The organism is Pseudomonas sp. C 49-2, assembly GCF_003970195.1.
In the GTDB taxonomy this organism is placed as follows: Bacteria; Pseudomonadota; Gammaproteobacteria; order Pseudomonadales; family Pseudomonadaceae; genus Aquipseudomonas; species Aquipseudomonas canadensis.
Map to the genome: position 1 here is coordinate 22078 of NZ_RXYG01000003.1, position 12581 is coordinate 34658.

10 protein-coding genes are annotated in these 12581 nt (G+C 59.9%); 8 read left to right on the forward strand and 2 right to left on the reverse strand.

Features of this window, described 5'->3' with window-relative positions; all coding sequences use genetic code 11:
- Positions 1 to 4 precede the first annotated feature (4 nt).
- The 7 genes from EJ576_RS06380 to EJ576_RS29650 all read left to right on the forward strand — a co-directional run bounded on the left by EJ576_RS06380 (position 5) and on the right by EJ576_RS29650 (position 3971).
- Positions 5 to 586, forward strand: a complete 582-nt coding sequence (locus tag EJ576_RS06380; protein WP_126569855.1) for a fimbrial protein — start codon at positions 5 to 7, stop codon at positions 584 to 586.
- A gap of 10 nt (positions 587 to 596) precedes the next feature.
- Positions 597 to 1091: a fimbrial protein gene (locus tag EJ576_RS06385; protein ID WP_126569857.1), complete on the forward strand. Its 495-nt coding sequence runs from the start codon at positions 597 to 599 to the stop codon at positions 1089 to 1091.
- Positions 1092 to 1104: 13 nt separating this feature from the next.
- The gene (locus tag EJ576_RS06390; RefSeq protein WP_126569859.1) at positions 1105 to 1584 is read left to right on the forward strand and encodes a fimbrial protein; all 480 of its coding nucleotides are present in this window, start codon (positions 1105 to 1107) and stop codon (positions 1582 to 1584) included.
- A gap of 11 nt (positions 1585 to 1595) precedes the next feature.
- Positions 1596 to 2144 (forward strand): fimbrial protein, encoded by a 549-nt coding sequence (locus tag EJ576_RS06395; protein WP_126569861.1) that lies wholly within the window; start codon positions 1596 to 1598, stop codon positions 2142 to 2144.
- Positions 2145 to 2221: 77 nt separating this feature from the next.
- Positions 2222 to 3187 (forward strand): fimbrial protein, encoded by a 966-nt coding sequence (locus EJ576_RS06400; RefSeq protein ID WP_126569863.1) that lies wholly within the window; start codon positions 2222 to 2224, stop codon positions 3185 to 3187.
- 147 nt (positions 3188 to 3334) lie between these two features.
- On the forward strand, positions 3335 to 3787 hold the full coding sequence (locus tag EJ576_RS06405; RefSeq protein ID WP_126569864.1) for a hypothetical protein: 453 nt from the start codon (positions 3335 to 3337) through the stop codon (positions 3785 to 3787).
- Between the two features lie 40 nt (positions 3788 to 3827).
- Positions 3828 to 3971: a hypothetical protein gene (locus EJ576_RS29650; RefSeq protein WP_158628943.1), complete on the forward strand. Its 144-nt coding sequence runs from the start codon at positions 3828 to 3830 to the stop codon at positions 3969 to 3971.
- Positions 3972 to 4137: 166 nt separating this feature from the next.
- Here the strand turns inward: EJ576_RS29650 and EJ576_RS06410 are convergent, their stop codons facing one another.
- The gene (locus EJ576_RS06410) at positions 4138 to 9015 is read right to left on the reverse strand and encodes a hypothetical protein (RefSeq protein WP_126569866.1); all 4878 of its coding nucleotides are present in this window, start codon (positions 9013 to 9015) and stop codon (positions 4138 to 4140) included.
- Between the two features lie 132 nt (positions 9016 to 9147).
- Positions 9148 to 12231, reverse strand: a complete 3084-nt coding sequence (locus EJ576_RS06415) for a transglycosylase domain-containing protein (protein ID WP_126569868.1) — start codon at positions 12229 to 12231, stop codon at positions 9148 to 9150.
- A gap of 80 nt (positions 12232 to 12311) precedes the next feature.
- Here EJ576_RS06415 and EJ576_RS29655 point away from each other — a divergent pair, with 80 nt between their 5' ends.
- Positions 12312 to 12470 (forward strand): hypothetical protein, encoded by a 159-nt coding sequence (locus EJ576_RS29655; protein ID WP_158628944.1) that lies wholly within the window; start codon positions 12312 to 12314, stop codon positions 12468 to 12470.
- Positions 12471 to 12581 lie beyond the last annotated feature (111 nt).

Genomic DNA, 12581 nt, shown 5'->3' on the forward strand with positions numbered 1-12581 from the left:
AATCATGAAGTCGCACAACGTGAAAGTCGTGGGCGGCCTGTTACTGGCCTTGGCAGGCGGCTTACAGGCTCAGGATGGCGAGGATGTGGAGGGCATGAATGGGATGTTGAACGTCACCGGGTCCATGCACGAAATCCCGTGCAGTCTGGAGATGACCTCACTGCATCAAACGATTGACCTGGGCGCCGTGTCGACCAGCCGATTGCAACGGCCCGGTGATCAGGCAACACCTGTGGCCTTTCAGCTGCGGTTTGCCGATTGCCAACGCACCGCCGGCAGCATTCGTAGTGAGCGAACCGGGAACCTGACATGGAGCGCCTACCAACCCGTGCTCTCGGTGGCATTTCTTGCCCCGGCCGATGCCGACAATCCCCGGCTGGTCAAAGTGCACGGTGTCACCGGGATGGGCCTGCGCCTGACTGATGCACAGGGCCGCGATGTCCGTCTTGGCTCAAGGGGCGAACCGTTGTTTTTGCCCTTGGGCGGCAGCACCCAGACCTGGAGTGTTCAACCCACGCGCACCTCCGCGCCTTTGACCAGTGGGGCATTTCGGGCCGTGGTGGATTTCAGGCTCAATTATGAGTGAAGGCAGAACAATGGCTAAGTCAACCGGCTCACGGGCCGTGCTCCTCGGTGGCGGCCTGCTATGGGCGGTCAGCCAAGGTGTGCAGGCCGACACCAATCTGACCATCCGCGCGGTCATCATCGCGCCGCCCCCGTGCGTCATTAACAACGGCACCACGCTGGATGTGCCGTTTGGCAATGACCTGCTGACGTCACGGGTCGACGGGGTGAATTACCGCCGCGGCGTACCCTATACCGTCACCTGTGATTCGCCTTTCAGCAACGCCTTGACCCTGGAACTCAAAGGCACGGGTGCTGCGTTTGATAACCGCGTGCTCGTGACCCGCAAGCCGGACCTTGGCGTAAAGCTGTTCGTGAACGGCGACGACTGGCCGCTCAATACCGCCGTGAATTTTACCTATCCAAACTTTCCGGTGGTGCAGGCGGTACCCATCAAACGCACGGGCAGTACACTGACGGGAGGGGCCTTTGATGCGACCGCCACCCTGGTGGTCGACTATCAATGAAGAGGAATGATCAATGACCTGTTGGCAGCAGCGAGCGTTGCTCGCCTTGTGCTCCATCGGCCTATGCAGTGCAGCGTCGGCCAACCTGACCTTCAGTGGCACGCTGAACGAGCCACCGCCCTGCACGATTGACGCGGGTAACACGATTGAAGTGGATTTCGGCGATGTCGGGGTCAAGCGCGTCGACGGTGTGAAATACCGCAAAGGGCTCGCCTACACCATCAGTTGCGGCCCGGCCACGCTGCCGTGGGAACTGAAGCTGAGCGTGAACGGGTCCCCCACGTCGTTTGACGCCTCAGCGGTGCAGACCAATGTGCCTGCGCTGGGCATCCGGCTGTATCAGAACAACGTGCCGTTTCCACTCAATACGCGCTTGGACATATCTCTGCCTTCACCGCCGGTATTGGAAGTGGTGCCCGTCAAACAGCCCGGTGCAACACTGGCCCCCGCCAGGTTCGCAGCGGTGGCCACGTTGTTGGCCGAATACGAGTAGGAGCTGAGTCGATGCGACATGAAAGCGTTCACAAGGCTTGGTCATGTGCCGGGTTGGCATTTGTGCTGACCTGCGGCCTGGCGCCCAAGGCGTATGCGGCGGATAACCTGAGCCTCAAGGGCAACCTGGTTGAAGAGGCCTGCACGATTCGCCCTGGCGACGAGGCCATCACCCTGGAACTCTGGGACGTTACCAGCAAGCACCTTTACATCAACACGCGCACGCAGGGTAAGGGTTTCAAGGTGCACCTGGAGGACTGCGATACCACGATTGGCAACACGGTCACCATCCAGTTCGGTGGCCGGGAAAACACCGCACTACCGGGGCTGTTCGCGCTGGATGGTGGCAGTGGCGCCTCGGGGATCGGAGTTGGCCTGGAGACGCCAAGCAACAAACCACTCCCCCTCAATACCGTCAGCGATGAACAGGTGTTGAGCAATGGCAGCAATGTGATCGAGCTCAAGGCCTACGTGCAGGGCGAGCCGCGGGCCATCAACGATCAAACCATCGGGCACGGCGCCTTTACGGTGACCTCCACGTTTACGTTGGACTATCCGTAAACGCCGCAGACAAACCTCAACTCTATCCAGGCTGCTCGCAGGGCAAGGTCTGGGTAGCGTCGCAATGAGAGAAAAAAATGAAACGACTTTATGATGGAATCATGGTGCTTCTCGTCGTAATGGGGATTGCTACGACCGTCCGAGCGGCTGATTGCCGTGTGAACGGTGGACCGTGGATAGCGGTTGACGGAACCCTGCCTCTACAGGTTCCCGTCACTGTCCGGCTTGGTTCGGACACAACCCGCATTATCCTTGAAGGGGTGAGATTGGAGTGCCGGTTCACACCTGGCCAGCCGTATCCGACATTTCAGGACTATTGGGGAACTGCGGCTATATCCGGTGCTCCTTGGACAGCCGGCCCCAAATTCGCCAGCCAAGGCACCGGCTTACGAATAAACGGAGCGTATTACAACACCCCTGTTCCGTATAACATTCGGATATCGACCTTAGCCAATAACGGCGCGGCTTACCCAATCGATGTAACGCCCTACATTTTGGTAAACAACAACCCGACGAACCCTATCGACGTTCGAATAGGTGACGTTCTTGGTGTGTTACGGCTCAACCAGACAAACAATTATAATAGCGAGAGGAGGGGGCTCATGATTACGTACACCGCCGCCAATAACTTCTCCATTTCCCCTTCAACCTGCACGATCAACAACAACAACCCTATCGACATCAACTTCGGTAACGTCCACCAGCGTGCAATAGGCACCGATCCTTTGACAACGTCCATCCGCAGCGACCGCAGGCTCACTTACTCATGCCCGAACGGCGGGATCAGTACACCGATAACCATCTCCTATAAAGGCACCCCGTCATCCTTCAACAGTCACCTGTTGACGATGACCAACCCGGACATAGGCACGGCGCTTGTTCGTGCGGGGTCTGCGGTTCAAGTCAACGGTTCGTTCCTGACCCGTATTACCAACAGCGTGGGGGGCGACGATGTGACGTTTACGCTTGTTCGGCGCGCCGGGTCCCTACCTGCCGCCGGGCCCATCAGTGGCAGCGGTGTGCTGGTGATGGGCGTGCCGTGACGCCCCCACCATGCTGATGACCCTTCCCATGCGCATGGAGCCAGTGCGGTGAGCACCCTGAACTCTCCCTCTTACTCACCTACACCCCTGGAAATACAGAGTTACCTGAATCAGATCGGCCACCAGTAGCAGGGCATCGACACGCCGTTGCCGTCCAAGTGGCCGCTCCCGCTCGAGTTGCAGAAGCTCGAAAAGCTCAACCAGACGCTCACGGCGCATCAGCAATCGCACCTCGGTAAAAGTCGCGCGTTGTACGCCAGTGTTGCAGCCGCCGACTTGCAGAGCGACGCCGGTAAGCAACTGCTGACGAACCTCAAGCGTGACCTCACGCAACAGTTGCAGGCGCTCGATGAAGTCAGCCTACTCGACAGCAAGAGCCTGCACGCCTTCATGGCAAATGATGCCGGCCTGGTCGCGCTGGAACTGGAAGCCAAACTCAACGTCCAGGACTATCTGCTGCACCGTGAAGAAGCGCTGCTGGTGGAGAACCTCGGGTTAGGCCCGGCCTTCCGACCTGGCGTCTATGCGCTGACGTTCAGCTATCAGGCACACACCGTCGAATTTGCCGGCGCCTTTGTGCTGACCGAAAAAAATCCCTGAGGTCTCGCAGCTACCTCCCGCTACTGATGTCGGCTACGTCGTGTTGTTCACGCCACACCGTGGGTTCGAGTCGTTCAGTTCGCTGGCGGACATGAACACACGGTTGGGCGAAGGCATGCTGCAACCGGGCGTCGCCAGCACCTACGAGGGCAATGTCACGGTGATCTGGGACTGCGAGGTGTAGCCGGCGCGAGATGGCCGGATCGCCGTTTCATCATCAATGATCAGGTCAAACCTGCGAGGTGTGTAGGTGCGCATGGCCGTTTGCGGCCCTTCATCCTTGAGGGTGAAGCTCGGATTTTCCAGCGTGGAGCGAGCAAGCTCGCTCCTGCAATCAACAGCCTTGTGGGTCAGACGGGAGGCTGGGACGGGCCCGGAAGCGTCAAGTCTATGGGGAAGAAAAGTCCCAGTCGGTTGACGCGGGCCGCAACAGTAGGAATAGCCATATTGAAGGTGCCGTCGGACTTCACGTATTTGCTCCAGGAAGAGGGGTGGAGGCCATGATCAGTGGCAAATTTCCAGACCGCGCGCATGTTCTGGTTCTCCGGTCGAAGGGACAACTGATACCAGTCTTGATAATGCTTGTCGGTGAAGTGGGCGAAAGATGCGTCGGCGGGTTTTGTCAGTTTGGCCAAACGGGCTTTGCCAAGTTTGTTCAACGTCCCTTTCTTCGCGTCCAAGAACAAGGTTATACGCTCTGGACGAATGTTATGTAATTTCGCAAATGCAACTGCAGCTGCTTTGTTCGGTTGCTTCATGTTTACCCATTTCATGAACAGTTTGTTTGACAGGTGTGTAAACGTCTCAGGATTGAGCCGCGCCTTGCCCAGTTCGGAAATTTCGCCGCCTGACTTTACAAACTTGTTCCACGAGTAGTACGTGAGATTGCGACTCTTGAAAAAAGCGGCGGGGTCCAGCGTGGTGGCCGGGTTGGGCAACGCCGCGTTGGCTTTGACGTGTGCGTCCCATTCTCTAAGTGCTACGGTTACTTTGTTGTCGCTTCTTGGTCCGCCGCCGGGCGCGCGTTGCCATGTGTCCAATTCCCACCGTTTGTTCGGCAGGCGCCGCAACCGGAATGGGGTCAAGCCTCCAGAGGGAGTGAGCACGGGGGCGACCAAGCCATTGCGGTCATAGACGTTGAAAGAGTTCTGAATGCGAAACACCGGCTCTTTGCCCTTTTCACCGACGCCGCGTACCAGATAGGTGGGTGGCGAGCCGGGGACTCGATAAATGCCTGTACCTTCCGCCAGTTCCGCTCCGGGCGGGATGCCATTTTTCACCAGCAGGCGGGAGCTTTCCTGCTGGAAGTCTTTCTGGTATTTCGCCAGGTTCGGTCGCCGTATGCTTCTCGCGGGCCTCAGTAGCATGGGCAGTGGCTTGATACCCAGGCTGGTCGTGCGCGTCACTCCGGCGACCGTGGTGGTGACCTTTGCAAGTTCAAACAGCATGAGTGCGCGTGGCCCGCGACGTACGACAAGCCCCACCGCGCTTTGCCCCAGGCTGCGCAAGGCATGGACCGTGGTGCGCCCGACCCGGCCGACGAACCTGGCGGCCGAAGAGGCCAGCTGCCCGCTCCAGGGAAGACCGCCCAGCACGGTTGCTACCACTTCAATGCCGAACAGCACCTTATTGAGGGTGGACTGGGCGTTCAGCTCTTCGTTAGTCACGCTCTGCTCGTCGGCTTTGTTCAGCAGGTATAGATAGTTTTGCCGGTACAGCCCGGTCCAGACATCGCCTGAGTGTGCGACCAGGCGCGGATTGAGTAAGCGTGTATCGGCCGGTAAGCGTGCGCGAAGATAATCCAACCAGGCGGAGCCCTGCATCAGCCGGATCAGTTCAGCCTCGTTGGCCAGTTCCCTTAGCTCCAAACCGTCGGGCGCATGCGGGGTATACAGTACGCGCATGTCATCGGCAGCAGTGGAGAGAATCAGAACGCTATTCACGGTTTGTCCACCATGGCCTTCGGGGGCGTTGTTGGCAGGGTTGAACATCAGTGCATTGGCGATCACTGCGTGCCCGTCGACCAGTGGGCGTGTCGCGGGGTTTGGAGCGGCCTGCACCGCCGCCATCCAAGCGGCTGCTTTCTTTTGCTTGGGGGCACTGTGTGTTTCCCTGAGGTAGATATCAGGATTCAACCGGGCCGAAAGGGCCGCATAGTCAATAACGGATGCCTGGCTCGCGCGCCACGCCTGTCTCAAGGGGCGGGCCTCGGTTGCCGTAGCCTGCGGGGCGAGGTATTTATCGAGCACGTTTTGCGTGTACTGGTGGGCAACATTCAGGTCCTTGACCCACAGCTCAAGGCGTTGTTTGTCCACGGTGATGGGGCGTCCACGTGTATCGCGCACCCAGTTCCCTTGGGGGGTGGTCAGTGTGGCATCCAGATCGTCGTTTTCGACCCAGGTGAGGCTCTTTTCCCAGGGTTTGGTGTTTTTCAACAGCAGGTTGGTCAGGCTCATCGGCTTGCTCTTGGAGCTGGTATGCGTAGTTCCAAAACCGCCTCCACCGGCTACGACCCGTGTTCGAGTGGTCTGGGTGACTATCGTCTTGTCTGGGTCAATGCCCTGTTCGGGATAGTCCTGGCCTTTTTCAGCCAGGAAGGCACGAATCTTTGTCAGTACCTGTTGCTTTGCATACTCGGCCAATGTTGGGATAAGCGCTTGCCATTGCTTTGTCAGTTCATCCTGTTTGCCCTGGGTAGTGTCGGCCTGGTCTTGCAGAGCCTTCTGGTCCGCCGAGCTCAAGCGCTTTTCCCAGTCTGGCCGCCAGTGATCCTTCAGCAGTCGGTTGCGCGCCATAAACGGCCCGGCCAAATCCAACAGTTCGACCAGTTCCACGCGGCCATTTTTTTCAGTGTCCGGTTCGCCCTCGGTCAGGCCCAGAATGGTCTCGATGTCGGACTGCTGTTTGTCGAGCAGCGCCTGGATGCCGTCAGCCACGAAGTCGTCGGTTATCGGCGCATAAGTGGTACTCAGGTCGTTGCCCCACAGCCCGGTTTTGCCATGCTGAACCGCCAGCGGCAAGCCGCTGATACACAACCTGCCGGCGTCTTCGCCAGCATTGATGCGGGCTTTCAGCGTGTCATGCAGGGCTTGCAGGGACGCACATTCTTCAAACCCCATGTCCGGGGTATAGAGCACTACCGCACCAACCCCGGCCGTGTGAGTACTGAGGTTTTTGTGCCCATGGGGCCAATGGGGAGCGACGGGGCTGGAGCCGTCATCCAGGGTCAGGAAGAAGCTGGCGGCCATGCGCGCACGCGCGGCGGGGCCAGTGTCGACGGTCAACTGATACACACCGGGGCGGTTGCCATGGCTGAAGCGTGCTTCACGTCGGGCCTGGGTCGGGTAACGCATTGCGCGATCAATCAGCAATTTGGCTTGCGGGCTCAAGGTATTGTCGGCCACGCGCAGGCGTGCCTGTATCTCCAGGACCTGGCGCTGGACATCGATCAGCCGAACCTGTGGGCAAACCAATTCCGGCGCTATCGGCGTACGCCAATAGGTGGTGATCTGCTCGGCCAGTCGTGTCTGTAGGGTGTGCGCCAGGTCCAGCAGTGTATCGGTCTGGGCCAGCTCGTCGACCTCGTTGATAGCGGTCGGGCTGCTGAAGACGCTTTCAGCGAACGTGTCGAGCGTGGCGGTGCCCTCTTCTTGTGCTGTTTGATCCTCGTGCGTTTGCTCTGCGGGGGTGTCCCAAAGCAACAAGGCACACACCGCCTCGAGCAAGGGGCGGGAAGACTCAAAATGACGCAGGCCATCGCTGTCAATAAGGTAGCGGTTGACATACAGGCTGTGCAGCCCGGTGTCGGGTGGCAGATGTGGGTAGGTTTCTTTGAGCAGCGATGTCAGCACACCGTCCAGCGAGGGGTGTTTGTCCTTTTCCAGTACCTGGTCGAGTTGTTGGTTAAGAGAGTTCCACTGTTGTATCAGGTGCGTTTGTTGCCCTACGTCCGGCAAGGTCAGTGGGACGGGAGAGGCGCGTGTCAGGTCCGGCGATTCGGGCATGCGGGCGATCAGCCCAGGGTTGCCATTGAGGGGCAGTGCCAGGGTGGTTCGTACGCTGGCTGCCAGGGCTTCGAACGTGGCGTGGGACGCGCCGAAGGCCTGTTCGATATCGGCCTCTTGCTGGCGACGTTGGGCGTGCAGGCATGCACTGAATACCGGCCCGGTGATCGAGGGATAGGTGAGTGCCTGCCGACTTCTTAACGCGTCGGTGGCAGCGGAGCGTTCGCTGGCGACGATGTTGGCGAGCAGCAGGGTTCTTTCGTCGCTTCTCACCAGGCGTAGGCGCAAGGTATTTTCCATGGTGGAGAAACTCACGAAGAACTCAACGCCGAATTGCGGGGTATACAGGACGGTCGGTCGTATCCCATGCATGCGTTCGGTGAGTACGAAGCAGCCATTGAGTGGTGCGGCCCATTCAGGCTGGTCGGTCAATTCCAGCGTGAGGCCGAGTATGAGCGGCGGTGTGGCGTTGTTCGTGGTCTCATGGAGCACGCAGTTTTCGATCAATTGTCGGCCTTCGATCAACACCTCAAGGTGTGACTGGGCCGTGGTGACGGCCGCTTGCGCGTGGGTATCTTCAGGCGTTTTCTTTAGGGTTTGCTCGGCTTGGCTGAGCTGTTGCCGAGCATCCTGCAGTTTCAGGTCGGCCTCGAGCGTAAATACCTCACGCTGCTTTTGACTCACAGCCTCCAGGACACTCAGTGCACCCGTACTCGCGTGGGGCGATGACCAGAACGCCCTGAGACTGTTCAAGTACAGCGTCTGGCAGTTGAGTTGCAGATCACTGATCAACTGATTGACTGCTGCGACTTCCAACCGCGCCATCTCATTGCTGCGGCCGGCGCCGTTGGCATTTGCATAGAATCCGACTGCCTGGTTGATGGCGCCGGTTTCCGGCTCCTTGGTCAGCGCGGTCGGCATGTTTTGGGTGGCAATCGTCTCTTGAAGCACCTGGGTCAGGTTGCGTGCGCGGGTGATGCGGGGTGTCCGTGCGGTGCTGTCTTGATCTGCCTGCGACGCAGTGTCGTAAACGTACTCGTTGAGATAAACCGTATCCGGGTTCGGTGTACTGGCAGGCAAATGTTTTGCCAATGCCTGGCGCAGTTCTGTGGCCATGACCGTCGTCAGGTCTGGCTGTGCGTCCAGTAGGTGCTCGATGGCGGTGATACACACTGACGCACGGCGTATCAGGTCTTCGGTAGAAGGTTGGGGTTGTGAAGGCATAGCGCGGGTTTCCTGTCGCGATAGGGGGAATCGTGCAGGCCGGTGTCAGGGAAGGGGCTGCACGCTGATGCCCAGACTAATGGGCGTCGAGCGAGCGGCAGGTCTAAATAAGCACTACGTGATCCCTTCCTCTTACCGCAGGCACGTGGCGGAACCCCGAGGTTGCAGTAGCGGGTAGAGAATCGGAGCCATGCCTTTGAGCACCTGTACCGGCAACGCCGACGTGAAGGTGAAGTGCTGGGCGGAGGTGCCCGGCACAAAGGCGGTCAGTGTGCCGAAGTGGTATTCGCCGATGTAGAACACAAAGGTTGCCGTGCGGTTGATGGATTTGGAATTGAGAATGTGCCCGCCGGTACTCATGGCTTGGATGCGGTTATCGCCGGTGCCGGTTTTACCGCCCATGGCCAGCGGTGTGCCGTCCGCCAGCGTGAAGCTGCCGGCCACGCGTTTGGCCGTGCCCGCGTCCACGACTTGCGACAGCGCGCCGCGCAAGGCGCTGGCGACTTCGCTGGAGATCACGCGTTTGCCGAGATTCGGGGCGTTGATCACACGCGTTTCATAGGGGGTGCCCTCGGCAAACAGCAGGCTGTCGATACGCAGTACCGGCAGGCGCACACCATCGTTGAGGATAATCCCCATCAGTTCGGCGAGCGCAGCGGGGCGGTCGCCGGAGCTGCCGATGGCAGTGGCCAACGACGGCACCAAGTGGTCGAACGGGTAGCCAACCGCCTGCCAGCGTTGGTGGATATCCAGAAACGCTTCGATCTCCAGCATGGTGCGAATCCGGCTGTCACGGGCGCTCTGGTGACGGCTTTTGAACAGCCAGCTGTAGACTTCCTGGCGCTCGAATTCGCTGGCCTTGACCACCTCGCTGAAGGTCGCTTCAGGGTGGTTGAGCAAATAGCCCAGCAGCCACAGGTCCAGCGGATGCACCTTGGCGATATAGCCTTGGTCCGGCAGGTCGTAGGCGCCAGGGCCGTAGCTTTGGTAGAGCGTTTGCAGACGTGCATCGGTGAGTTTTTCGGCGTTCTTCAGGTGTGAACGTACGAAGCGATTGAAACTCTCCTGGCTGGCCTGGGGCAGCAGGTAGCGGTGCACCGCCGCCAGGCGAATCGCGGTGGGGTGCAGGCTGTCCATGAAGGTGTCGAGGCGCGTCTGGGTGTCCTTGTTGCGGTATTTTTTCCAGAATTTGAGCAGGAACGCGGTGCCTTCGTGGTCGGCGAATTTAGCCAGGTATTCCTGGCGGCGCGGGTCGTTGTCGTCCTTGAGCAGGCGCGCGCTGTTGTCTTCGCCGGAGTAGGTGGTGTAGCGCACCAGGTCGCGCATCAGGCGAATGAACGGCAGGTTGATCGACTCGCGCAGGGCATCGCGCAGGGTCGGGTTGCGGCTGTTGTCTTCGTTGCGAAAGTTATGAAAGCGGTGCAGGCCGCCGCCGGTGAAAAATGCTTCGCCGGGGCTGGCGGAATACGTGCGATCGAGAGCAGCATCGAGCATCTTCGACAGGTCGCGGTCGCTGCTGCGCAGCAGATAATCCAGCGCCCAGCGCGACAGCGGGTCCTGCTCGGGCACTTCGACTCTTTTCAACTCTGCGGGTGTTTTTGCACTGTAGCGCTCATGCAGTTCGTTGATGATTTGCAGGTAAGTGGTCAGCACCCGCAGCTTGGCGGTGGAACCCAGTTCTAGCTTGCTGCCTTCGTTGATATCGAAGGGCTGGTCGGTGTTGTCGGTTTGCACCCGCACGCGTGCGCCATCGGGCGTGAGTTCGAACAGGGTGAAGCTATAACGCACCTGAGGCGTGCTTTGCGGCGTGAGCAGGCGCGGGCCGAGCAGGCCCATTTTTGCGGCGAACGTCGGGTCGGCGAGGTGCTTGAGGTAATCGGTAGTCTGGCGTTGCAGCGCCGATTGCAGGGTGCTGGTGGCCGACAGGTCGAGGCGGTCGAGGTCATACAGCGAGCGGTTCAGCAGGCTGGCCAGGCGGCTGCGGGCGACGTTGATCGCCTTGTCTGTTTCCACCGGTTGGATCGTCGGCTGCTGCTGCCAATCGCGGTAGCCCAGGTGGCTGGCGAGGGCTGCGGAGGATAAAGCGGCCGGGAGGATGCCGTTCTGCGTCAGCAGGCGGATATGGCTGTCGGTCAGTTGCGCCAGCTCGTCGCGGCCCTTGTTCAGGTAGTGGGAGGGGCGACGCTGGGCGATCATCAACGCCAACACTTGGCGCAGTGCCAGCCCGCGTTCGGCCAGGCGCTTCGGGTCTTGCTCGGTGTCACTCAAGGCGCGGTTGACCTGATTGAAGTCTGCGCCGAACCACACCCGCAACCCCTCGGCCAGGCCGTGCACTTCACCATGCCCCGGTACCGCCGACAGCGGCACGCTGTTGAGGTAATCGCGCAGGATATTCTCCCGGCTGCCCAAGGTATTCGGCCCGGCCTGGTAAGCCCTGACGCTGGCGGAAAGCATCTGGCGGATTTTTTCGCCACCGGACAGCGTCAGGCCATCGGGCGAATGGCGGTACTTTTCGAGCTGCGTGGCCAGGGTACTGCCACCGGCGGTTTGCCCGGGCAAATGCAGCAGTTTGGCCACCTGTGACCAGGCCGCTTTGGCAAAGCGCGGCCAGTCGACCGCCGGGTTGGCCAGGGGTTGCTTGGGGTCCAGCAGGTCGCGGTCTTCGATAAACAGCAGGCTTTGCACCACCAGCGGCGGGATCGCGGCGAAGTTGGCATAGAGCTGTTGCGGGTAGGTGAAACTGTACAGCGGCGTAGCGCGGCAATCGGTGATGCTGAGGCCGGCCTGGACTTTTTCTGCGTAGGGCACGAACAGCCCCCGCTGCGCGTAATCCATCAACGGCGGTGAGAAGCGCGCCTGTGCCTGGACCAAGTAGTTGCGCTTGAGCAGGCGCGGCAGGAACTCATCCAGGTCGCTGTAGCCCAGGCGCTTGTCGAAGGGACCATCGCCCGGATAAACCACGGCCTCGCTGGTGCCGGGTGTGACCTCATAGCTCAGCGACGCCGCCAACGGGCTGAGGTACTCGGCCTGCAGGCGGGAGGTGCGCATTTCCTGGCTGGCGGCCCAGCACAGCGCTGCCAGGGCGATCAACAGTATCAGCCACACCAGCCGCCACCACAGCCTTCGCGAGCGGGGGCTTTGTGGCAATGGCGGTTGATCCGGGCTGTCGGTTGCTAACGCAGCCCTGTTCGAATCGGTTTGCCATAAAGCGCCCATAGTCGATTGATCCATTCACGCAGATTGATCGGACGTATGTGAAAGCTTAGACGCTGCTGGGCGTGGTCAAGGAATTTGTCTTGCGCCTAGCGGTTCTGCTGTTTGAGGCTTTGGTTGAGCAAGCTGCGCCAGCGCACGTCGTTGGCCTGTGCCCAGCAGTGCTGACCCTGATCATTGAGAAATACGAATATGCCTTCAAGGTCCCACTCGATCAGCTTGATCTCAAGCTCGTTGTTTGAGGGGAGCCAGAGCGCTGACTTTGTGGCGAAGACGGCTGATTTTCTCGGCGCTGTGAGACGTGGCAGCCGGTGCAATGACGCTGCACCCTCGCTGTGCAATACTCGGCGCCC